This window comes from Acidobacteriota bacterium (assembly GCA_040754075.1).
In the GTDB taxonomy this organism is placed as follows: Bacteria; Acidobacteriota; Blastocatellia; order UBA7656; family UBA7656; genus JBFMDH01.
In genome coordinates this window covers 1-23,342 of sequence record JBFMDH010000027.1, presented here as the reverse complement: position 1 = coordinate 23,342, position 23,342 = coordinate 1, and the positions used below count along the sequence as shown (strand labels likewise).

General features: G+C 49.4%; 23 protein-coding genes. 11 read left to right on the top strand and 12 right to left on the bottom strand.

The window, feature by feature from the left end:
* The first annotated feature begins 21 nt into the window (after positions 1–21).
* From AB1757_23470 to AB1757_23455, 4 genes are all read left to right on the top strand, one after another.
* Positions 22–1,389 (top strand): HEAT repeat domain-containing protein, encoded by a 1,368-nt coding sequence (locus tag AB1757_23470; GenBank protein MEW6130015.1) that lies wholly within the window; start codon positions 22–24, stop codon positions 1,387–1,389.
* Between the two features lie 23 nt (positions 1,390–1,412).
* Positions 1,413–2,558 (top strand): HEAT repeat domain-containing protein, encoded by a 1,146-nt coding sequence (locus AB1757_23465; GenBank protein ID MEW6130014.1) that lies wholly within the window; start codon positions 1,413–1,415, stop codon positions 2,556–2,558.
* Positions 2,559–3,162: 604 nt separating this feature from the next.
* Positions 3,163–4,257: a TonB family protein gene (locus AB1757_23460; GenBank protein MEW6130013.1), complete on the top strand. Its 1,095-nt coding sequence runs from the start codon at positions 3,163–3,165 to the stop codon at positions 4,255–4,257.
* A gap of 305 nt (positions 4,258–4,562) precedes the next feature.
* Complete coding sequence (locus AB1757_23455) at positions 4,563–6,422, top strand: TonB family protein (protein ID MEW6130012.1); 1,860 nt, start codon at positions 4,563–4,565, stop codon at positions 6,420–6,422.
* A gap of 77 nt (positions 6,423–6,499) precedes the next feature.
* On the opposite strand, the gene AB1757_23450 is transcribed toward AB1757_23455, so the two are convergent.
* Positions 6,500–7,666, bottom strand: coding sequence for a D-TA family PLP-dependent enzyme (locus AB1757_23450; GenBank protein MEW6130011.1), 1,167 nt, complete (start codon positions 7,664–7,666; stop codon positions 6,500–6,502).
* A 209-nt stretch (positions 7,667–7,875) separates the two neighbouring features.
* On the opposite strand from AB1757_23450, the gene AB1757_23445 reads away from it, so the two are divergent.
* Positions 7,876–9,687 (top strand): serine hydrolase, encoded by a 1,812-nt coding sequence (locus AB1757_23445; GenBank protein ID MEW6130010.1) that lies wholly within the window; start codon positions 7,876–7,878, stop codon positions 9,685–9,687.
* A 78-nt stretch (positions 9,688–9,765) separates the two neighbouring features.
* Here the strand turns inward: AB1757_23445 and AB1757_23440 are convergent, their stop codons facing one another.
* Together AB1757_23440 and AB1757_23435 are read right to left on the bottom strand one after the other, a co-directional pair.
* Positions 9,766–10,176, bottom strand: coding sequence for a hypothetical protein (locus AB1757_23440; GenBank protein MEW6130009.1), 411 nt, complete (start codon positions 10,174–10,176; stop codon positions 9,766–9,768).
* A 152-nt stretch (positions 10,177–10,328) separates the two neighbouring features.
* The gene (locus AB1757_23435; protein ID MEW6130008.1) at positions 10,329–11,087 is read right to left on the bottom strand and encodes a hypothetical protein; all 759 of its coding nucleotides are present in this window, start codon (positions 11,085–11,087) and stop codon (positions 10,329–10,331) included.
* Between the two features lie 98 nt (positions 11,088–11,185).
* On the opposite strand from AB1757_23435, the gene AB1757_23430 reads away from it, so the two are divergent.
* A complete protein-coding gene (locus AB1757_23430; protein MEW6130007.1) occupies positions 11,186–11,830 on the top strand; it encodes a sigma-70 family RNA polymerase sigma factor in 645 nt (214 codons plus the stop codon).
* Between the two features lie 35 nt (positions 11,831–11,865).
* Positions 11,866–12,042 (top strand): zf-HC2 domain-containing protein, encoded by a 177-nt coding sequence (locus AB1757_23425; GenBank protein ID MEW6130006.1) that lies wholly within the window; start codon positions 11,866–11,868, stop codon positions 12,040–12,042.
* 156 nt (positions 12,043–12,198) lie between these two features.
* Here AB1757_23425 and xerC read toward each other — a convergent pair whose 3' ends face one another.
* The 8 genes from xerC to AB1757_23385 form a co-directional block, all read right to left on the bottom strand.
* Positions 12,199–13,116, bottom strand: a complete 918-nt coding sequence (gene xerC, locus AB1757_23420; protein ID MEW6130005.1) for a tyrosine recombinase XerC — start codon at positions 13,114–13,116, stop codon at positions 12,199–12,201.
* 179 nt (positions 13,117–13,295) lie between these two features.
* On the bottom strand, positions 13,296–13,964 hold the full coding sequence (locus AB1757_23415; GenBank protein ID MEW6130004.1) for a cupin domain-containing protein: 669 nt from the start codon (positions 13,962–13,964) through the stop codon (positions 13,296–13,298).
* On the bottom strand, positions 13,961–14,563 hold the full coding sequence (locus tag AB1757_23410; GenBank protein ID MEW6130003.1) for a sigma-70 family RNA polymerase sigma factor: 603 nt from the start codon (positions 14,561–14,563) through the stop codon (positions 13,961–13,963). The genes AB1757_23415 and AB1757_23410 overlap by 4 nt, the downstream gene beginning before the upstream one ends.
* 148 nt (positions 14,564–14,711) lie before the next feature.
* Positions 14,712–15,632: a bifunctional methylenetetrahydrofolate dehydrogenase/methenyltetrahydrofolate cyclohydrolase FolD gene (gene folD, locus AB1757_23405; GenBank protein MEW6130002.1), complete on the bottom strand. Its 921-nt coding sequence runs from the start codon at positions 15,630–15,632 to the stop codon at positions 14,712–14,714.
* A 216-nt stretch (positions 15,633–15,848) separates the two neighbouring features.
* Positions 15,849–16,289 carry a hypothetical protein gene (locus AB1757_23400; protein ID MEW6130001.1) on the bottom strand — a complete coding sequence of 147 codons (441 nt, stop codon included), beginning with the start codon at positions 16,287–16,289 and terminating at the stop codon, positions 15,849–15,851.
* Positions 16,290–16,542: 253 nt separating this feature from the next.
* Positions 16,543–16,878, bottom strand: a complete 336-nt coding sequence (locus AB1757_23395; GenBank protein MEW6130000.1) for a hypothetical protein — start codon at positions 16,876–16,878, stop codon at positions 16,543–16,545.
* Entirely contained in the window at positions 16,848–17,435 is a 588-nt protein-coding gene (locus tag AB1757_23390) for an RNA polymerase sigma factor (protein MEW6129999.1), read from the bottom strand. Before AB1757_23390 ends, AB1757_23395 begins: the two co-directional genes overlap by 31 nt.
* A 243-nt stretch (positions 17,436–17,678) precedes the next feature.
* A complete protein-coding gene (locus AB1757_23385) occupies positions 17,679–20,156 on the bottom strand; it encodes a tetratricopeptide repeat protein (GenBank protein ID MEW6129998.1) in 2,478 nt (825 codons plus the stop codon).
* 222 nt (positions 20,157–20,378) lie between these two features.
* On the opposite strand from AB1757_23385, the gene AB1757_23380 reads away from it, so the two are divergent.
* Complete coding sequence (locus AB1757_23380; GenBank protein MEW6129997.1) at positions 20,379–20,870, top strand: hypothetical protein; 492 nt, start codon at positions 20,379–20,381, stop codon at positions 20,868–20,870.
* 31 nt (positions 20,871–20,901) lie between these two features.
* Complete coding sequence (locus AB1757_23375; protein MEW6129996.1) at positions 20,902–21,117, top strand: YwbE family protein; 216 nt, start codon at positions 20,902–20,904, stop codon at positions 21,115–21,117.
* A 138-nt stretch (positions 21,118–21,255) separates the two neighbouring features.
* Here the strand turns inward: AB1757_23375 and AB1757_23370 are convergent, their stop codons facing one another.
* Complete coding sequence (locus tag AB1757_23370; GenBank protein MEW6129995.1) at positions 21,256–22,293, bottom strand: methyltransferase; 1,038 nt, start codon at positions 22,291–22,293, stop codon at positions 21,256–21,258.
* Positions 22,294–22,597: 304 nt separating this feature from the next.
* Here AB1757_23370 and AB1757_23365 point away from each other — a divergent pair, with 304 nt between their 5' ends.
* On the top strand, positions 22,598–22,816 hold the full coding sequence (locus AB1757_23365) for a hypothetical protein (GenBank protein MEW6129994.1): 219 nt from the start codon (positions 22,598–22,600) through the stop codon (positions 22,814–22,816).
* A 1-nt stretch (position 22,817) separates the two neighbouring features.
* Positions 22,818–23,255, top strand: a complete 438-nt coding sequence (locus tag AB1757_23360; GenBank protein ID MEW6129993.1) for a type II toxin-antitoxin system VapC family toxin — start codon at positions 22,818–22,820, stop codon at positions 23,253–23,255.
* Positions 23,256–23,342: the final 87 nt, after the last annotated feature.

The window sequence follows — 23,342 nt, the reverse complement described above, 5'->3', positions numbered from 1 at the left end:
TTCAAGAAAAGGAAACGCAAAATGATTTTTCGAGTTCGTTTACAAAACCATTCAAAACTTACGGTCACCTCAGCGAGCATCGTTTTCGCTGTTGTGCTCACTGTATTAATCGGTTCGACCTTGATAACCACTGCCCAAAACAATCGTTCACCTGAACGCTTTACCAACAACCTGCTCAATAAATTTTCCGCCGAGCAGGATGGCAACGCGAGCGACCCTGCGGCGAAATCTTTGCGCGTGGGACGCGAATTGATTGAAGACGAAAAGTGGGAAGAAGCCGCCGAAAATTTTATTGCCTTCGTCAACGCCTACCCGCGACATAAAAGCGTCGATGCGGCGCTCTACTGGCAAGCCTTCGCTTTGAAAAAACAGGGCAGATTCGCCGATGCCGACCGCACCCTTGAACGCTTGATTAAAGAGCACCCAAAATCCAACTGGAAAGATGATGCCGAAGCCCTGCGCCTGGAAATCGCTCCGCAACTTGGCAATCAAACGACCATTGATCGCGCCATTAATGACCAGCAGGACGAAGAATTGAAAATCATTGCGCTGCAAAGCCTGATTATGTCTAACCCTGAGCGCGCCATGCCGACTATCGAAGAGTTGCTCAAACCGGATTCAAAAGCCAGCAAGAATTTAAAACGCATGGCGCTCACTCTGCTGGCGCAACGCGGCGGCGCGCGCGCTACAGACCTGCTGCTGAATGTGATTCGCAACCAGCAGGATAAAGAGTTACGCAGCACGGCGATTATGTGGTTGGGGATGACCGGCGATGACCGCGCCTTTGATTTTCTTAAAGAAACCCTCACGCAAGGTACAGACAACGAGTTGATGAATGCGGCAATCGTTGCGGTGTCGCAAAGTCGCAACCCGAAAGCCCGCGCTTTGCTGTTAGAGATTGCGCGCTCCAACACCTCGCCCGAAATTCGCAAAACCGCGATTGTGCATCTCGGCATAGGCGGCGGTGATGCGGCTTTTGATGAGTTATTGACGCTCTACAATGCGGAAGCCGATGTTGAAATCAAGAAACAAATCCTCACCGCTTTTGCGATGCATGGCGGGGCGCGCAGTCAGGCGAAATTGCAGGAGATTGTCCGCAACGAAACCAACACCGAAATTCGCAAAATGGCGGTCTTCTGGTTTCTGCAACGCGGCGGCGACGGGGCAGTCGATAGCATCATTCAACTGTATGACACGGAAAAAAGCGATGAAGTGAAAGAGCAAATTCTTTTTGCGCTGTCGCAATCACAGAACAAACGCGCCGTTCAAAAACTAATTGAAATTGCCAAAACCAGCCCTTCGGTTGAACTGCGAAAACGCGCGGTGATGTGGCTAGGTCAAAGTCGCGACCCCGAAGCCCGCAAGTTTATCGAAGACATTCTCAAATAAATTCAGAAAGGACACCTCAAGATATGATGATTACTTCTTTCATGCTGATGGCACTGCTGATTTTCGATTTTGCTGTGAGCACGCCTATGGAAATGCCCGCTGAACCGGCTGCGGCGCAGGTCGCCAATCAAAATTTCATTCCGGTCGAAGGCGGCAGTTTGAAAGCGAAAATGGATGCGGCAGTGAGGCTCGGACGCGCCAGCGCCCGCAGCGGAAAATATTGGACAGGTTATCAATTCAACGTCAAACCGGGCATTACGGTTGATGTGGAGTGGCAAGGCAAAAAAGGCGAACGTTCATCTACGGAAAAATATGAGACGCGCAACCTCGGCATCTTTTTCCTGCGCGAAGACGAAAGCGACAAGATTACCCGCGTCGAGGTCTATAACCTTGAACGCCAGCACGACTTTAATGGCTACCCGGTTTATTGGCTCGGACGCGCCACCAATGATGAAAGTTTCGCTCGGCTGAAAGAATTGATTGACCGCGACGCGACCGAAAAGGTCGGCGAACGCGCCACAATGGCGTTGGCGATTCACGATGACAGCCGTATCGGACAGATGCTTGAAAGCATCGTGCGCAATTCCACAGCCGAACGCATACGCAAATCGGCGGTCTTCTGGCTCGGACAAACCGAAGGCGAAACCATGTTTCTCAGCGAACTGGTGCGCAATGACCAGGAGAGCACAGAGATTCGCAAACAGGCGGCTTTTGCTATCGGCGTCAGTCAGGACGCGCAGGCGCTCACCGCTTTGCAAAATCTCTATTCACAAGTCAGCAACCGCGAAGTGAAAAAACAGGTGATTTTCGGGGCATTCGTCAATAATAAAAACAGCGATGCGGCTGTCGATTTCCTGATTCAGATTGCCGAAAAAGAGACCGACCGCGAAACCCGCAAACAGGCAATCTTTTGGCTTGGACAAAAAGCCGGGCAACGCTCGCTCGAAGTTTTAGGACAAACGGTTGAACGCACAGACGAAGATACAGAGGTGCAAAAACAGGCAGTTTTTGCCATCAGCCAGCGCAAAAAAGATGAATCGGTGCCGATGCTCGTCAAACTCGCGAAGACCCATCCGAAACCCGAAGTCCGCAAACAGGCATTGTTTTGGCTCGGTCAGGTTGATGACGAACGCGCGCTCGAACTCTTCAAAGAAATTCTCTCGAAATAGCGAAAAACCTTGAGAAAAAACCGAAAATTTTATTTCAGGTTCAAACCTGCTCAGGCGAAGTCTTGTCATTGACCCAGAACAAGCTTCGCCTGTAGCAGCCTTTCTGAATTTGTAATTGCGTTGGCTCACCATTGATGGTCGCTCCAATCGCTCACTCATTAATAACTGATGTTACGCAGCAAAAAATGTTGAGTTTCGCTTGACGCAGAAAAAGCCAATAAAATGGCGGTTTTGAATAATTCTGCAAAACTCGCTCAAATTGCAGCAAGAAAGCTATTTGGGCAGCCTTGCAGCAAGTTTTATGCGGTATTAACAGCCATTTTACAGAAGTTTTTCGGTTGTCAAATTAAAAGCTAAGATTTTCACTGCGTAACATCAGTTAATAAATCAGCGTGGTTTGGACTTTACGATTTCCTCAAACTATTCCCATCAATCATTTTCGCCATCCATAAAACATTTGATTCGCTATGCAAAACTCGCATAGCGTATAATCGCGCTCTGTCAATTCAGGAAAACAGGCACGCCCTGAGCTTTGGTTATGCGCTTTGTGCCAATCGCTTACCGTATCGTTAAGCCGGTCTGCTTTCAATTTGGAGTTGTGAACATGGAATCTGTAAATCCAGCGACAAAATGGTTTTTTATATTGGCGGTTTTTAGTTTGGTATTTTCGACCATCGCCCGCGCACAACAAGACCCTGCGCAAGCACCGAAAATCGTAGGCTCCGGCGGCATCGTCAATCCTATGCCAATCAAACGGGTCGAACCCGCTTACCCGCCGCTTGCAAAAGCGGCGCGGGTTTCAGGCGCAGTGGTTGTCGAAGTGACAATCGATGAAGCAGGCAAAGTCATCGCCGCGCGCGCCCTATCGGGGCATCCAATGTTGAAAGATGCGGCGGTCGCTGCCGCGCAACAATGGCAATTCAAACCAACTGTGATATCCGGCGAAATCAGCAAAGTCATCGGCACTATCACCTTCAAATTTAACTTGCCGGGTGCGGCAGCAGATTTAGCCAAAGCCAGGCAGACGGTTTTGGAAAATCCTGATTCAGGCGAAGCCTATAGCGACTTAGGCAAGGCTTATGAAGCCAATGCTTTGCCTGATGAAGCCATTGAAGCTTATAAAAAAGTGATAGAACTTGACCCAGCGAATGAAGCGGCATATCTGAAGCTAGCTTCTTTATTCGCCGGATTGAAACTCGATGACCAGGAACTTACCACTTACCAAAAAGCATTTGAAATGCTTCCCAATTCTACGGAGATTGCCCATAAACTCGCGAAAACCTTGATGGATCAGAAAAAGTACGATGCGGCCACCGAGGCTTATAAAAAATTTCTGGAGATGGATACCAATCACTTTGTCGGACTGGTGGAAATCGGCGAGTGCTATTTTCATCTTGAACGTTATGAAGAGTGTATTGCCAATCTGTCAGTGGCGCTCAAGGATGGCAATGATTTTCGCGCAAATCTGCTTCTCGGTCAGGCTTATATGAAGGTTGGCAAGCTGGAAGAAGCCGAACCTCATTTACTTGAAGCCGTAAAGCTAAATGCGGTTTTGCCAGACGCATCGGAATCGCTTGGCGATCTCTATTATCAACAAGGCAAAATGGAATTAGCCAATCGCTCTTGGCATCAGGCATTGATGCGTTCTTCGGGGGAAAGCCAGAAAAAACGTCTGAAAGAAAAGTTAGGTATGAAATAAACCGGTAAGAAACTCTTAAACATCGGGTCAGGGGCTCGTGATAAAAGGTTTTGACAATTTTACCGACGAGTTTTTTCACTCAATCAGCAAGCCTTAACCGAAAGCATCCGCTCAACATCCTGATGTAATATTCTTACCGATTATATTCGCCAACCGCTAAAAAATTTGTTCGCAATTAAAAACCCACATAGCGTATAATCGCGCCCAGTCAGTTCAGTAAAATTGATTGAGTCGCATCGTCCGGCTCGTGCCGAAATCGAGTACAGCATCATTAACCAACCCGCTTTTGTTTTGGAGGCGTAAACATGAAATCTATGAACTCAGCCGCAAAATTGCTTTTCGTATTTTCACTTATCTGCTCACTATTTTTAATCACTACATCTGCCAGGCAAGATAGCGCACAACCGCCGAAAATTATCCGTAAATCCGGCGGCGTGCTCGTGGGGTCAGCAACCAAACGGATCGAACCAACCTATCCGCCGCTCGCAAAAGCGGCGCGGGTTGCAGGCGCGGTGGTTGTCGAAGTCACATTGGATGAAGCAGGCAAAGTCATCGCCGCGCGCGCCCTTTCCGGGCATCCGCTTTTGAAAGATGCGGCGGTCGCTGCCGCGCGAGGTTGGGAATTTACGCCAACTCAACTATCAGGCGAAGCCGTCAAAGTCATCGGCACCATCACCTTTAATTTTAATTTGCCCGATCCTGCTCCCGACACCAGCGGCGATGAGATTGAAAAAGCCGAGCGTCTGGCGCAAGCCAATCCCAATTCATACGAAGCGCATTTTGCCTTGGGCGAGGCGTACAGAAGTGAAGCGGAGTACGACAAGGCGATAGCCGCTTATCATAAAACCATCGAACTCAAGCCCGACCATGAAGCCACGTATCTCAGTCTGGGTTCAATTTATCGAAAGGGGCGAAATTACGATTTGGAAATAGCCACTTATAAGCGAGGTCTCGAAGCGGTTCCCGGTTCGTTGACGATGCTGAAGCCTCTTGGCATCGCCCTTGAGAGCAAACAGCGATATGCAGAGAGCGCTGATGCCTTCAAACAAATTTTAGATAAAACACCGGAAGATGCTGAAGCCTTGCTTCATCTGGGGTGGGTCTATCTGCGTTTGCAACGTCATAATGAGGCGCGAGAAACGCTTTTCCGCCTGGTGAAACTCAACCCGAACGATTTGAAAGCGCAACAATATATTGCGGCTTCTTATGCCGGGCAAGGACGTTTTGCGGAAGCCATAGCGGCTTACGATAAAATTATCGAGAGCAAACTTCCTTACGCTTTTCTCTATCAAGTTTATTATGGAAAAGGAACCTGCCATTTCAACTCGCGCCAGTTTCCCCAAGCCATTGAAGCCTTCAAAAAGGCTGGAGAATTGAATCCTTCTTATGTCGAGGTCTATTGTCCAATGGGCAGAGCCTATATCGAATCCCAACGTTTTGATGAGGCTATCGAATCGTTAAACAAAGCTATTCAATTAAAACCCGATTTAGTCTGTGCGCCGGCATTGCTGGCTCTTGCTTACTCACAAATGGGACGCCCGGACGATGCCGAAAAGACGCTTAGAGAAGCGATTCAAAAAAATCCCAATCAACCCGACCTCTACATGAATTTGGGCGGGTTTTTGTTTAACAATAAAAAAATCGAAGAGGCTGAGACAGCGTATCGCAAAGCCGCTTCGCTTGCTCCCAAAAACCTTCGGCTGCTGCTTGCGGTCAGCAGCTTTTTCGGGGCGCGCGGCAAATTTGCAGATGCCGAAACCTACGACAAAATGGCGCTGGCACTGGAGCCGAATAATTCACTGGTTCTCAATAATGTCGGCTATCGAATGGTTGAACAAAGCAAAAATCTTGATGAAGCTTTGAAAATGATTCAACGCGCCGTCGATGCAGAACCCAATAACGGTTCTTATCTCGATAGCCTGGGCTGGGCTTATTTTAAACTGGGAAAACTCGATGAAGCGGAAAAATATTTGCGCCGCGCAATAGCCATTCGCCCGGATTCCTATGCCATTCAGGAACACCTCGGCGACCTCTACGAAAAACAGGGCAAGCTTGACCTGGCAAAATCAAGATGGCAAACCGCCGAATCCATGCCGTCACCGCCCGAAGCAAAAGAACGGTTGAAAGCGAAAATCGAAGGTAAGCCGAAAGCCTCTAACCAGTAGTTTTGAATCTGCTCAAAAACTAAAGCGCAAGCAATTGATGTTTGCTTGCGCTTTAGCTGCCACCTTCAAACCCGCAATCAAATGGCAAAAGGCGCTTCGCGACCGCGCGCCGTGACGCGCTCAACGCCGACAATCTTGCCTTTTTCAATAATCAAGGCGTGGTCGAAATTATTCACTGTCGGGCAGACATGTTTCGGAACCAGGTAAAGCGTTTCGCCGATTTCCGGTTTATTTGACGCGCATTCAATCGGCAGATGTTCTTCGCTTGGGTGTTGCGGGATTAAATCCGCGTGACCGATGACAAAACAATTGGGAATGCCTGCGTCCGCCGAAACGGTTTTATGCCCGGCATCGCAGGTTAATCGCGTGGCTGTCGGATGCGACACAACGGTTGAAACCACAATAGCCGCCGGGCGATAACCGTAATCCGCAGGCAATTGCGCGAGACTCGTGGTGTCGTTATAGACCACGGTTCCCGGCGAAATGCGATGAGTGAATCGGGCTTCTCTAAACGGCGCATAAGATAGCGAACAAGGAAACGCAGGGGTGCCTGCGGTGATCACTTCACTGACTTGAATATTCATCGCTTCAAGCGCCGCTACCAGATTCATCAACCGGTCATAACCTGCGTGCGCCGCGCCTTCGCGTTCCCGTAAATCAACCTTACCCGCCATGTGCCCATCGTAATAATGCAGCCCGCGAAATTCGCAACCCGCGTCTTGAATCGCTTTTGCCAGGTTTACAATTTCATCAACCCGGTCTTGTTCGATCCCTGTGCGATTCATGCCGCCGTTGACATCGATAAACAGTCCGATAGAACCGGCTTTCCACACCTCGATCTGCGCCGCCGTTTCAATGAGCGCGGCGATGCGCGTTGCAGAAAATCGTTCGGCAATTTCGCGCACCCGGCGCGCATTTGCGCCCACCACGGGGTAAGCGAGCAAGACATCCGCAGCGCCGATTTCACAAACGGTTGCGAGTTCAAGCGCCGTGGCGCATTTGAAATTCATTACCCCTGCGGCGACAAACCGCTGCATGACAAATTGCAGTTTTGCGGTTTTCACATGCGGACGCCAGCGCGACGCATCGCCGCCAAGCAAACGAATGGTTGCAGCGATATTGGCATCAACGATTTCAGGATAGATGGCAAGCGCAGGCGTGAGCACCCGGTCAATTTCCGCGATGCGATAATCGTCAACCGCGAGTTCATTCATTACAGGCGACAAACCGAAAGCCGCTTTCATAAGGTTTCCCCATCTCTTTTCAATATTTTTTGCCTGAACAAAGTAAAGGTTGAGGTAGCGAACTGGCAAGCCGATTTCGCGCTCCCTGCAACGAACGGTGCAACTTTCTTGACAACACGCAACAATTGATGCAACACTCTGCGGCGCTCGGTCGTAGAGGAGAAGCGACTGAGGCAAGCGATTCTATTTTCCACAAGGGGAGGTTTAGGATGAGGACACGAAAAGCGGCTAGCTTTATTTTACTGCTCATATTGTTGAGCGCGCAGTTGGTTTACGGGCAGCAGAATGCCATTCCCGCAAGTTTTGATGATTATGTCAAAAAGGCTTTGGTGGATTGGGAAGTGCCCGGCGTGGCGATTGCCGTCGTCAAAGATGACAAAGTGATTTTCGCCAAAGGCTATGGGGTAAAAAAAATCGGTGAACCGGCACCGGTAACTGAAAAGACCATGTTTGCCATCGGTTCCGCATCGAAAGCGTTTACCGCCGCGGCAGTCGCGATGCTGGTGGACGAAGGCAAAATGAAATGGGATGATGGCGCGACCAAATATCTGCCGGGCTTTCAACTCTTCGACCCCTATGCCTCACGCGAAATCACCATGCGCGATTTGCTCTGTCATCGCTCTGGGTTAGAGCGCGGCGATTTGATGTGGTACGGCAGCGCCTATAGTCGCGACGAAATTTTGCAAAGAGTTCGCCATCTCAAACCTTCATGGAGTTTTCGCAGTCAATTCGGCTATCAAAACATCATGTATCTCGCCGCCGGGCAAGCGGTCGCCGGCGTCACCAAAATGAGTTGGGATGAGGTCATCAAACAGAGAATTTTCAAGCCGCTCGGCATGACTTCGTCAAACACCAGCATCAGAGATTTGGCTGAGATGAGTGATGTTTCCACGCCGCACACGAAAATTGACGGTAAAGTGACAGCCATCCCCTGGCGCAACATTGATAACATCGCGCCTGCGGGTTCGATCAATTCCAATGTGGCTGATATGGCGCAGTGGGTGCGCCTGCATCTCAACGAAGGCAAAGCGAGCGGTCAAACGGTTATCACTTCCGGCAATCTCAAAGAGTTGCACATGCCGCAAACCCTCATTCGTCGCGAAGGCGTCTGGGAAATCATTTCTCCCGAAGCGCATTTTACGGCTTATGGATTAGGGTGGTTTATGAACGATTACAAAGCCCGTAAAATCGTTCATCACGGCGGCAACATCGACGGCATGAGCGCCTTCGTGGCGATGGTTCCCGAAGAAAAACTCGGCGTCGTCATCCTCACCAATATGAACGGCACGATGATAACGGCGGCGCTCGCTTATACGATTTTCGATTATTTTTTACCGCAGATTGGCGCCAAACATGACCACAGCGCAGAGATTTTGAAATCCATCAAAGCCGTACTGGCGCAGAGCGAAACCGCCGAGAAGAAAAAAGAGGAAGCCCGCGTTAAAAATACCCAACCTTCATTGGCGTTGAAAAATTACGTCGGCACCTACACTGATGAGATGTACGGCGAAGCCAAAGTGACGGAGGAAAACGGCAAGTTGGTGGCAACCTACGGCGCGGCATTTAAAGGCGACCTCGAACACTGGCACTATGATACATTCCGTTCAATCTGGCGCGACAAATCCATCGGCAAGAGTCTGGTGACGTTTAAACTGAATGCCGCAGGTAAAGTCGAATCCTTGAGCATCGAAAACCTTGCCGAGTTCAAACGCACCGAAAAAGCCGAAGATGTCGCAAGCCTCAATTTAAGCGAAGCCGATTTGCAAAAGTATGTCGGCAAATATGCACTGAAAGCGCCGCCTCTGGAAATCAGCCTTGAGATGGTTGGCGGGAAACTCAAAGGCATCATTCCCGGTCAACCGATTGCGACCTTTGTGCCGGTTGCCGCCAACCGCTTCAAAGTTGTGGTTGACGGCGCGCCAGTTGAAATTTACGCGCAGTTTGAAATGGATGGCGCAAAGCCCAAGAGCATGATACTTGAACAGGCAGGTATGAAATTCACGCTCACGCCGAAACCGTAGGCAGTGATTTATTAGTTGCCCCATGAGGATGAAAGATTGAGGAGCGGCAGGTGACCGCTCCTCAATCTTTCAATAACCTCAAGCCGTCAGCAGGGTGCGATAATCGTTGATTAATTTTTCGAGTTTGGCTTTGTAATTCGAGTCTTTGACGCTGCGGCTCACATATTTGATTTGCAAAGACATCACCTGTGTGGCGTTTTTGGTGAAGCTTTCGGTTAAAGTCTTTTTAGTCGCGTCGCTCATTTGAAAACCGCGCAGACTTTTCAGTTCATCAAGTCTTTTCTTGAGGTCACTCTTTTTGGAATCCAGAAATTGTTGCGCCGCATCGATGCCTTCCGGTGCGCCCTGCGCAGTTTCAACTTTCTGAACCAGTTCTTTGGTAAAAGAATCGAGTTCCGTTAAGGTGGCGTTAATTTCGGCATCCTTCTTGCAGCCGGCAAAAGCCAGCGCGAGTCCCATCAATAAACAGACAGCTATTTTCTTGAACATTTATTCTCCCTCCGTTTTTATTTTTCAGATTAACTAAACAGTGATTGCTAAAAATTGGTTATGGGATTCGGTGATATAAGTCTGTTGCCAAATGGACAAACAGACTTATATCACCAAGGGCTTATTCCAAGGCAGGTTTTTCACGCTTGAGATTAGGGTTTACGTTTTCGGGTTTTGACTGTGGTGCTGCGCGTGACGGTCGTCTTGCCTCGCGTATGGGTGATGGTCGTTTTTCTTTTCACCTTCGTCGAACGAGCGGGCGTATAACGCACTTTACTGACGGTTCGCACTCTGGTGGTTCGGGTCAGCGAAAAGGTTGGTCTTACGGTGAATCGCACCGTGCGTGTGCGATAAACTCCAAAGGTTACGGGGCGAAACGGTCTGTACCAGGTCGGGTAAACACCGAAATAGAAGGTCGAGCGATAGGGGCGATAAGCCGGTCTGTACATCACATTGATAATCGGCCAGCGGTAAACCTCGACCTCGACCGGCACAATATAATAATCCTCTCCATAAAGTTCTTCGTCGCCGTGGATTTGAAAGTTGTACTGGTTGTCGCTGACCTTTTCCACTTCAATCGCTGCCACATCCTGCACTTCATCTTTTCCAAGGGTCGCCTGCACGACCACGACATGGGTATCGTCTGCGACCTCTTCCTGCACTCTTAAAAAATCGACTTCGCCGTTTTCATCCAAATCCAAATTGTTGACGCCGACCGCAGGGTCATTCACGGCTTTTTCAAAAGCCTGGAGATTTTCCGCGCCTTTGAATAATTCACCAAAGGCGACCAGATTCAAACCGACTGCGGCTTCCGGCGGTGAACCGCCATCCTTATCTTTATCCTGAGCGAAAAGCGGACAAACCTCAGCCAGCAATACCAACATCATTGTCACTATAAAAAACCGTTTCATTTAGCCTCCTAATCAAACTCAAAAAAAATTCAATCTTCCAGGCACTCAAGTCAGTCAAACAACCTGACTTTGTAAACATAGTGCGAGGCGGATGCGAAATGTATCAAAAAAATTTTCTTTTTCCCAACTATGCGGGTTCGTTGCCCGCTGATATTCCCCGACGTAAACGCTCTGAGTCCAGGCAAGGGGAAGTTGCCATTACAACGGATGCCGAACTGGTGTTGCGCATTCTTGAGCGCGATACGGCGGCGGAAACGGCGCTTTACGAAAAATATTCCTCACGCATCTATTTTCTGGCGCTCAGCGAGTTGCATTCCCGCGATGATGCCGAAGACATTCGCGCCGAAACTTTTCTGCGGGTCATTCAGGCACTACGCGAAGGCAAACTTCGCAAACCCGAATCCCTCGCCTCATTCATCATCGGCATCGCGTTAAACATTATTCGTGAACAAAATCGCGTCGGCGCAAAAACTCAGGCGCTGACCGACGCCGAATACGAAATCCCCGATGCCGGGTCACTGGAATCGGCTTTTGTTGATCGCGATGTGCGCCGTTCAGTAGAAGAAGCCACGAAAGCTTTGAAACCGCGCGAGCGCCAGTTTTTGCGAATGTATTATTTTGAAGAAAAGTCGAAAGCAGAAATCGCGCGCGCCCTGGGCATCCAGGAAGACCGCCTGCGCTTAATCAAATCGCGGACGCTCAAAAAATTTACTGAGATTTACAAAAAATTGACCGGCAGTTGATACAAACCGGCAGCAACCGACACTATGTTACAAGCATGAATCATCGGGAAATAGACGACAACGAAATAATCGAGCGGTACGCGCGCCATCAACTCTCACCTGAAGAACGCCGCGCCTTTCAGGAGCATTATTTCGCCTGCGATGCGTGTTTTGACAAAGTGCAAATGATGGCGCGACTAATTGCCGGTATCTGTGAAGCTTCAAGGCAATGATGGGTTCGTAAAAGTTTGATAGAAAGTGACGACCTGCCGGCAAATTATCCGTCCTCATCCGCTCAATCCGCTATATCCGCCGGGAAACCAACCTTGAAATAAAACTCAATCGCCTTCGTTAAAATCATTCAAATTACATCAAGATAAAAACCTGCTTCACGCTTTTGGATGTGCCTTGTCATATTCCTGCATCAGTTTTTCCATCGAAACCTGTGTATAAATCTGTGTCGTCGAAAGTCGCGCATGTCCCAGAAGTTCCTGAATCGCGCGCAGGTCTGCGCCCGCTGATAATAAATGCGTAGCGAATGAATGCCTGAGCGAATGCGGGCTGATTTCCAGCGACATAGCGCATTCTTTTAAATACTTATCGAGCATGCGCCCGACCGAGCGCGTGGTGATGCGTGTGCCTTGATAGTTATAAAACAAAATCTCCGGGTCGCGATTATCGACGGGCGCTTCGAGCAGTAACTCGCCGCGCACTTCCATATAAATTTCCAACGCTTCTTTGGCTTTTGAACCGAACGGCACGATGCGTTCTTTGCGCCCTTTGCCGCGCACCCGTATGGATTGATTTTTGAAATCCACATCTTCGATATTGAGTCCACAAAGTTCCGACACGCGAATGCCTGCGCCGTAAAGCAATTCCAAAATGGCGCGGTCGCGTTTGCCCAGAACGGTTTCGGTATCGGGCGATTCGATGAAACGAATCATCTCTTCGATGGAAAGCACCTTGGGAATTTTCTTTTCGAGTCGCGGACTCGACACCAGTTTGGCGGGATTCATTTCGAGAATTTGTTCGCGACAAAGAAATTTGAAAAAGGTGCGAAGCGTGGCGAGCTTTCGCGCAATCGAGGTTTTTTTATGATTGTCTTTATAAAAGGTCGCCAGATATTCGCGTATGGTGATGTGGTCAATCTCTTGAATCGGCACTTCTCTGCGCCGACCATCTTTTTGAATCGGGCAGAGGTATTCATAAAACTGCTGCATATCGCTCATATAATTTCGCAAGGTATGCGCCGAGACATTGCGTTCGTATTTTAAATGCTGTTCAAAACGATCAAGGTATTCTTCCATCTTAGAACTCCTGAAACGATTGCTTGTCGAAAACGGGGTGTGGTTTTAATTCTATAGCGCAAGTGTTCGGCGTCAAGGTGAAGGCGGGATGATTGATGATTAATGAGTGCAGTTGAATTGCGTGAATGCGTGTTGCATTGGGCGCGGCGTACAAGGGAATTCAGTCCACGCCCACAAATTTAATTTTCCAACGATTCATAGCGGGCGCTGGCGACGACCAGGAAAAGCGTGCCGGTTTCCGTATAGGGTCTATCGTGAATGCTTCCGGGGCTGGCGCAATGATAATCGCCGGGTCCTAGAACTTTGCCATCCACATGAAAATCGCCTTCAATCATCATGCATTCTTCAAAGCCGCTATGGCGATGGCGTTCGATATTGGTGCCGGGCGACATTTTGATGAGATAGGTTGAAGTTCCTCTGTCGGGATTTTGAAAAATCGGTTTGACGAATACGCCTTCGGAAACCGTCAACCATTCCCCTTCATCTTTGCGAATGGTGAGTAATGCGGGCGATGCAGCGGCATGTTTAATCTCATCAAGCGCGACTTCCGAATTCGCCAGCATATTACTTATCGGCTCATCAGCGAGGGTTTCCGAAACTTTTGGCTCTTCGGTCATCATCGCTGACAATTTATCCCAGACTACAGGCGAAGGTTCGGCTTCCTCGGCTGCAAAACCAAGCAGGTGAACCACTGAATCAAACTCTGCAAGAGAGTCAATGCCGGCAGTTTCTTCGGACGCTAGTTGGGACACCGCCTCTTCATAAGCCTTGGCTTCGTTTTGCGTCATGGTGCCGAGTGCATGGAGCGCCGCCTTCAGCTCAAGTTCTTCATCTACGTTATGCTTCATGTTGTTTCCATCAATGGCTTGAGCACTTCTCTCAACTTAATCATCCCAAGCCTGGTTCTTGTTTTTACCGTACCGAGCGGCTGGTTTAATTTTATGGCAATTTCGCTCTGCGTCAGCCCTGCGAAATAAGAAAGCTCGATGACTTCCCTTTGCTCAATCGGCAAGGCATCAAGCGCCCGGCGAACAAACCGACGTTTTTCGGAGGCTTCGCTCGCCAGGTCAGGACTTGCATGAACCGAGGGTTCGCGAGTTGTCGCTTCGTTCAACTCAAATTCCGCCAGGTTGTGACGCTCGGAACGCAGGCGATCAATGGCACGGCTTCGCGCAATCGTGGTTATCCACCCCAGCGGCGCGCCACGCGATGTGTCATAGCGATTGGCTTGCCGCCAGACTTGCGCGTAAACATCCAGCAAAACCTCTTCCGCCATGCCTCTATCGTTCAGGATGCGCAAGACCAGTCCAAAGACAAGTTTGCTCGTACCGTTATAGAGCGCGGTCATCGCTTGCTGGTCGCCGTGGGCGATTCGCGAAATTACAGCCACCCAGTCCGGTTCTTTCGCTTCCACTGGCTGCTGACTTGTTTGCAGATTTGTAACCATACACAGGCTTCCACGATAGTACGGATTAAATCGAAAATCGGATTTCCAAAATTATTTTTTCCTCAAAAATATTTGTTAAGCCCAAAATGTGCTGCCAATCATACTATGAATGTCGGTTATTGCAAACGAAATTGCGCACTCAAAAAATTTACTTACCGCGTCGGAGTTGCAGGGCTTTCAAGGTGTTTTTCATCAGCATGGCAATCGTCAAAGGACCGACGCCGCCGGGCACAGGAGTAAAATAACTTGCCGCTTCCATTGCATCACGCGGATTGACATCGCCAACCAGAACCGAACCGTTCTTCTCGAATGCGGCGCGTTTTTTCGGATTATCGCCATATAATCGTTCAAAGTCTTCGCTGGTCGTGACCTGGTTCGTGCCGACATCAACGACGACAGCACCGGGTTTAATAAATGTCGCATCCACCATCGCCATGCGTCCGATGGCGGCAATCAAAATGTCTGCCTGACGCGCTACACCAGCCAAATCTTTGGTGCGCGAATGGCAAATCGTCACCGTCGCGTTTCTGTGCAACAACAGCAGCGACATGGGAAGTCCGACGGTGCGGCTGCGACCCAACACCACGCACCGCGCGCCGCTTAAATTGATTTGGTAGCGGTCTAACATTTCGATGATTCCGGCAGGCGTACAAGCTCTGAACCCCTCTTCGTTGAGCGCCAGCCTGCCGACATTGACCGGATGAAAGCCATCAACATCTTTTGCCGGATCAATAGAATTCAAAATGAAATTGCTATCAATCTGTTTTGGCAACGGGGTCTGCACGAGGATGCCGTCAATTTCATCACGCGCATTCAATTCATTAACCAGTCCAAGCAGTTCTTCGGTGGTTGTCGCTTCCGGCAATTCAATTTTTTCGGAATAAATGCCGAGTTGCTCACAGGTCTTGGCTTTAGTGGAAACGTAAATCTGCGAAGCCGGGTCGTTGCCCACAATCACCACCGCAAGCCCCGGTCGCAAGCCTTTTGCGGCGTATTGAGCGACTTCATCTGCGACCTCTTGTTTAATTGCTTTGGCGACGCTTGTGCCATCCAAAATATTTGCTGACATTGGTTAAGCCTCTAAAGAAGGGATTGAAAGTTAAGGAGAAGTATGCTGGCGGGAGGCGGGGATTGTCAAAGATAGTAGGCAGTAGGCAGTAGGCAGTAGGCAGTTGCTTACTCGCATTTAAAGCGCACCGTTATTTTTAGGTTCTATAAAGAGCTTATTCAAACAAAAGATTTGTTGTCTGAACTGCCTACTGCTTACTGCCTACTGCTTACTATTTCACTCCTGCGGTTTTTCGCCCTGTTTGGCTTTGCGCTGGCGTGCCCATTCGTCAAAGCTTTCGCGAATGTATTCACCGAAATCTTCGATTTCACGCGCAGACTTTTCCCAGAATTCTTTGAAGGGTCTGGGGTCAAAGAAGGTGAAATCTTTCGCCCATTTGGCTTCCCAATTCCCGCGTGGCACTTCGTCTTCGTAGTAAGCCGCCAGTTGTCGGCAAGCCATCGCCGCTACCGTTAAAGAGCTTCCCACCGGAAGCGGTTCAAAGATGACCGTGTTGCTGCCATCGAGTTCTTTGAGGCGCGCCAGCACACGGTTATATTGCTCAACGCAAAACGCTGCCGTGTCGGCGGCACTGCCCGTCCATTCCGACTGCAAAGCCATGCGCGAGGTTCTGCGCAAGACATTGACCAGTTTAATAATTTCTTGTTCTCTTTCCATTTTTTCACCTCTGTTTTGGAAATCAGGAGTCAGAAGTCAGGCGAGCAGAATGAATTGATTTGCGAACGATGATTGACACTTGTGAAGCTTTGCGGCGACAAGCATCCGTCTTCGTTTTGCGTCCCGTTCAATTTTCTGCATCCTGACTTCCGGCTGCTGATTTCCGTTTAAAATCTATCGCGGTTTTTCAGACCGCTTCTTAACCATATTTTTCAGGGTCGAATTTTTCGCGGTCAACAACCAATCAAAAACCCTAACAGCGACGGTGCATTCTGGTTGTCGCCCCACGCGGACGCCAGCAACCTTGATAAGCCCATTCGCTTTGCTGTGGTTCGCTTTCCGCTTCAAAATACGCCGACAGTTCGCGCGCGGCGATACGCACAACTTCTGCCGACGCGCCTTCCGCAAGCCGGGTAAACGCATAAGCGACCTGCGGTTCAAGTTCCGTGAGTCTGGTGAGCACTGCGTTATATTGTTTGACGCAAAAGCGCGTCGCTTCGTCGTTGCGATTCCAGGCGGCGTATTGCGATGAGCGCGCAATGCGTCTCAGCACCTGAGTCAATTTTGCGATTTCTTTTTCTCTTTCCATTGGTCACCTCTTAATTTTTGTAGCTCTTCACGCAAAAGTTTTTTTCCCTGATGAACGCGCCATTTCACAGTCGAAACCGCCACCCCTAAAAAAGCGGCGATGCGTTTGAGCGGCATCTCATCCAGAAACCGCATACGCAACACCAGCGCATAATCGTCGGCAACCTGTTCAAGCGCCCGCGCCAGTTCCGTAGACCCCTCCTGCACGAACGGGCGCGACAGGGCTTCGACCTCTTCAAGCAGCACTTCGTCAATAACCACACGCCCCTTTTGATGGGCGCTTTCGCGTTTGCCCATTCGCAGCGCCCGATGCCTGGTAATTGCCGAAAGCCAGGCGGCAAATTTCGTCGGGTCTTCAATCGAAGGCAAAGCTTTAAACGCTAAAAGTAGCGCATCCTGCGCGACATCTTCGGCATATTCGCGTCCGACGATGGCTTGTGCGACGCGCACCGTAGCTGCACGATACCTGAGCACCAGTTCATCGAATGCATCGAGGTCACCTAAAATCGCTGCAACCACGAGCATTTCATCAGGCGGTTCTGTGACTGCCTTTGCCATTCATCTCTCCATAAAACTTTTGCGCCTGCAAAAGCCTTATACTTTTATAGAGTCATACAACATCGAAAAAGTTAGAGTTCGGGAAAAATTATGAGGAAATATTTTTCAGGCAGGTCTTTTTTAGTGATGAGTGATGAGTGATGGGTAGAATAGTGAGGAGGTCTTGTTACGTGAGAAGTAAGTGATGAAAGTATCGCAACACAATTGACTATGCTTGATGCTTTCGCTACTCATTACTCATCACTATTTTCTCGGTTTTAGTTCTTTAGTGAAGAGTTGTTCATAAGCGCGGTAGTTACACAAAACTTTGGCGACATAATCTTTGGTTTCCGGCAAAGCGATTTCGGCAAACAAACGGTCAACATCACTGCTTTTGGCGCGGAAAATCCAACGCTCAACGCCTTGTTCGCCGGAGTTATACGAAGCGGCAATCGCCTGCGAATTATTCGGAAAGAGGGTTTGCAAATCGTAAACGTACCGCGCTGCGAGTCGCACAGCGATTTCCGGTTCATACACATCATCAAGTTCAAACCCGTTCAGCTTTTCTTCGTTTGCGAGTTTCTCGGCAGTCTCGGCGATAAACTGCAACAGACCGCGCGCCGCCGCATGGCTTTTTACCGCCGGATTGAATCGGCTCTCTTGTCTTGCAAGTCCCAGAATCAAGCGCGGGTCAACATTCAATTTCGGCGCATAAGCATTGAAGGCATCTTTGTAGGGCGCGGGGTACATCAATTCAATCAAATCCCGCGGCATGAGTTCAACGCGATAATCTTTGGGAACCGAACCGAAAAGCGGCTCGGCGTAACCGATGGCGTAATTCGACTGGTCGCCGCGATTGCTGTAGACCGCCATCGAAAAGGAATAATCGCCGCTCACTTGTGACGCAGTTGACGATGCCGCCACAACCGATTTCATTGCCCCGTTCACCGGCGGCGCAAGCGGCGCGTTGGCATCGGCTAAGGTTGAACTGGCATCGGTCATTGCGCTCTTTTGCATGGCGCTGAAGCCGCCGAGCCTGAGTTCCGTCACGCCCTCATCATACAAACCGAAAAACAAAAGCTCGGCTGCAAGTCCGGCGTTGGTGGCGTCGCCGCGCTCGCCTGCACTCAAAATGCTTCGACCGACCGGAATCAAGCGATATTTCCAAACCGAATTGTATGAAGCGAGATTGTTATAACTGGCGCGCAACACGGTCAACAAATCGCGCACCGTGTTTTCATCACCCGTGAGACGAAGCGCCTGCGACGCGGCGTTTTTCGCTTCGAGGTAACGACCGGCGGCAAGCGCCGATTTCGCTTGCGCGCGGTAATCATTTAATAACGCCCCAATGATTGAACGACCTTCTTTCGTGGCAGCAAGCATTTTGAGTCTCGCCGTTGCGCGTTGCCCGAAATAGTTATCGCGGTCGTCAGGAATCGCTAAATACAACCGCGCGGCTTCCGCGAGCCTTCCCAGTTGTTCGATTGCCAGAACGCGAAGAAAATTGGTTTCGCCTGAAATATTACCTCCGGCAACTTTCGGCACGGCAGGCAGGGCTTGCAATCTGGTGAGCAGGGTGAGCGCCACCTCCCAACGCCCGCGCGCCATTTCAATGCGCGCTTCGTTGTACACGGCAACGGTTTGCAGCGGTTTATTGGCATAAACTTCGCCCATCTTGCGCGTCCATTGAATCGCTTCTTCGTATTTGCCCGCGTAGCGGAAACTATCGACGATGTTGCGATACGCGCCTTCGATGCGGTCGCTGTCGGGATAGGCTGAAATAAAGTCAATGTAGCGCCGCGCCGCTTCATCGTAACGTTGGGCTTTCTGCAAAGCGGTGGCGACAAAATAGTAGCCCTCGGAACCTTCCTTCTTTTGCGGGAATTCTTGGTAGGCTTGCTCGAACCATTTGATGGCATCGGGATAATTGTCTTCGCGATAAAAAGCGAACCCGATTTGATAAAGCGCCTCGGCGCGATTCTGGCTTTGCGGGAAATTATTGACGATATAGAGCAAATGTTTTCGCGCTTCCGCCCAGTGACGATTGGTGAGATATATTCGCGCCCGTCTGAGCGCCTCAAATTCATTGGGCGCATTGGCGTCAATCTGGTCAAGCCCTTCGCAAGCCGCCAGCGCATAATCGTCGCGGGTGTTGGTCAGTTGGTCGAAATAGGTTCGCGCCGTTTGAGCATCACCGGTTTTCAAATAGGCTTCGCCGAGTTGTGCCAAAGCTTTGCGACCGGCAACCCCACTGGTTGAGGCAAGCGGACGCAAAAGCGGAATCGTGGCGCGAAACTCGCCGCTGTCGCGCAGGCTATTGACCATGCGGTCACGGGCTTTGCGCGCCGCGACGCTTGATGGAAAAGAGACCGTCAGGCGCGTCAGGTGTTGGCGTTCGGTGGCAAAATCTCCCGTCGCGCGCGCCAGTGTCGCCAGATGCCAGAGCGCGTAGGGCGCAAGAATCGACCCGCGATTTAAAACCGCCATGTAGTGCGCTTGGGCTTCTGCATAACTGCCTTTGCGTTCGGCGAGCCTGCCGAGCAGATAATCGTAATTATTTGCCGCGAAAGCTTGCGGGTTCGCGGCACGAAGCTCTCTGGTTAAAGATTCAGCGCGGTCAAAATCCCGCGCCTCCATTGCCGCGCGAATTTCCCGGGCTTTGGTTTGAATATTCTGGGCATTGGCTTGCAATGCAAAACCGCCAAACGTTAGCAGCAAAAACAAAACGCAAAAACGAAACATGCTGACCTCTTGATTAAACATTGTTTTCGATTATCCCACTCTGAGATTGACCGCAGCAAGCAGGCGTTGCTTGTTGAATTCCGGTGATTGTAATGCAGGGTGTTTCATTCATCTCATCAATCCAAGAACCCTGCTTTGCCGCATCAGTCCGGCTATGAAATAATGGCGATGGGTTCAATCTGAACAGTAGTTTGACCATCGGGTTTTAGAGGAGGCAAAAGTTTGAAATACAAAATTTCTCTTTTATTTTTGCTCATTGCCGGTTTGTTGAGTAACCATCCAATCGCTGGTTTTGCAAATTCCGAAACTCAGGTTAAACGCCCGCGAACCGACGCTGATTATCGCCTTTCGACATTAAAAGAAATCAACACGATTGAACCCAAAGCCAGTCTATTGCCTTTCAAAGTCAAAGTGAATTTCACCGGTTCGACGCGCCCCATCGCGCCATCCGCCAGAGAATTGATTCGCCGTTGGGCGAATTTACATGCCGGTAGCCCAGACCATTACATCGTGCCTTATGATACAGAAATGTTATTTGTTGAAGGCAGTACGGAGCATTGGTTGGTGATCAACAAAAACCTGCTGCCGAAATTTCAGGAAAGCGTTAAGCAAGGCGAAGCGGTTGAACTCTACCTGCTTCGTATGGGTGAGACTGCCACAAATGAAAAGCCCGAATGGCTCTGGCTGGTCGAGCGATTTAAAGAAGTAAAATAATTCATTTGCTAAAGAGAGACACAAAGCTGTAATGAGTGGAAAAGATAAAAAGCACATCAAAGCGGGAATCGAAGTTGATATTGTGCTCAAACAAGATCAACGAAGCGGCAAAACCACACGCGGGATTGTCAAAGACATTCTCACCAAATCGGCTTTTCACCCGCACGGCATCAAGGTGCGGCTGGAGAGCGGCGCTATCGGTCGAGTCAAAGAAATTATCAGCGATAATTCATCATCGCTTCAGTAAAAATGCGGCGCTTTGCAAGCGAAAGGCTCAGAAACGATTTAAGGCAAGTCGCAAGTTTTCCTTTTCCTGAGAATTTCTCAATCGCAAAGCGCCGGCTACACGGGGACTATAAAAATTTACTGAACGCAGCTTTCGCGCCTATTCCGGCGCGCCTTCAATGATGCTGTAAGGCGACGGGGTTTCAACAATGCGCGTCAGGCGGAAACCCGCGGCGGCAAACAGTTCACGATACGCTTCGGCGGCGCGTTCGACGCCGCCCGGTGAAACCAGCATTTCAAGGTCAAGGAGTTTGCTGTAATGCGGGTCGTTACCTGCGGGAACCACAGTTTCAACGACTAAGATTTTGCCGTCGCGCCGAATGCCTTTGCGAATGTTTCGCAAAATCGCAATAGCCTGCTCATCATCCCAATCGTGAATGATGTGTTTCATAATATAAGCATCAGCATTTGCCGGAACCGATTCAAAGAAATTGCCCGCTACGGTTTCAACGCGCTCACCGACGCCTTCGCGTTCAAGTAATGCGGGCGCTCCGGCAATCACCGACGGCACGTCAAAAAGCACGCCTTGCAGTTCAGGGTTGGCTTTTAAAATTTGCGCGAGCAAATAACCGTGCCCGCCGGCAATATCAACCAAAGTATTGAAGCCCGAAAAATCATATGACCCGACAACCACGGGGGCTGTGCCGACGGACATATCGGTCATGGCGCTATTGAAAATTTCCGATTGGGTTGTGTGGGTCGCAAAATAATCAAACACTTCCGCGCCGTGAACATATCCCCACGCGGTTTTACCGGTCTTGACGCTTTGCAACAATTCACCCCAAACCTGCCAGTGCCAGTTTTCGCCCATAAAAATGGCGCCGTTACGAAATGAGGTCGGCGCGTCTGAACGAAGCGGTTCGGCATAAGGCGTAAGCGCAAAAACTTTCGGGTCGGTTTCTTGAAAAACGCCGATGCCCGCAAGCGAGCGTAACACGCGATAAAGCGCGCGCTCGTGGGTTTTCGTCGCTTCTGCCAGTTGGCTCACGGTTTGTGGCTTTTCCGCGAGCAGGTCGGCGATTCCAAGTTTTGCCGCAACGTAGAGCGCCTGCGTCATCAGTGCGCTGAATGCGACTTGTACGAGATAAGCTTCCGCCGGGATTTCCGGTGTTGATGCTTGCTGATTTGCCGTTGTCATTTTCTCCCTCGTATGAATAAACTCAGGATGAAAAACTCGGTTTGTTTTGCGCCCAAATTTTTCATCTGTCCCTTAACGCGAGGAAACTTGAAAAAATGAATCACAAAAAATTTAACGGGTGAAAATTTTTAAATGAACTTCGTTTGAGCTAAAGCGACGTTACGGATTCTGCCAAGCGATTAAATGTGTTGCTAAATAACCTCATCGAAGCAAGTGCTGTAGATTTTCTTGGCGTTGCCACAGTAAGTATCAAGAGATATATTGGGAGCATCAGTAGGAAATAGGTACGAAAGGATAAAGCTGCATGGCTAGTTCAAAATTAGAAAGCAGAGTCGCTATTTTGGAAGCCGAATTGACCCGTTTAAAAAATAAAATCGAAACGATTGAAAGACCTGCTCAGCCCTGGTGGGAAAAAATAGCCGGAACCTTTGCTGATGACCCGATCTATGACGAAGCGATGAAAATGGGACGTCAATATCGAAAATCACAAAAACCCAAATCCACAAAGTTGCGAAAAGACTAAGATGATTATCTTAGATACAGACCATATCAGTTTATTAGAACGTGGCAGTTCCTCTGAATCTCACCGTTTGCAACACCGTCTCAGCGAAATTAACTTTGACGAAGTGGTGACAACCATTATTACCTTTGAAGAACAAATGCGGGGATGGATGGTGTATCTCGCCAAGGCTCGTTCACTTAATCACGAGGTCGAAGCCTATCACCGTCTCAATCGTCACATCGAAAATTACCGAACCATACCGGTTTTAGAGTTTGACAACAAAGCGGCTGAGGAATTTCAACGGCTACAAAAATCTCGCATAAGGATTGGCACAATGGATTTAAAAATTGCAGCTATCGTGCTGGTCAATAATGCGACGCTGCTTTCAAGAAACTTAAAGGATTTTAATCGTGTACCTAATACACCGTTTTCTAAGTTTTTACGTCTTTTAGTCATTTAGTTTTATCATGAAAAAAGAACATATAAAACTAAGCGAAAAAGATGAGAGTTATTTGACAGCCCTGATCAGCAAAGGTCAACAAAAGGC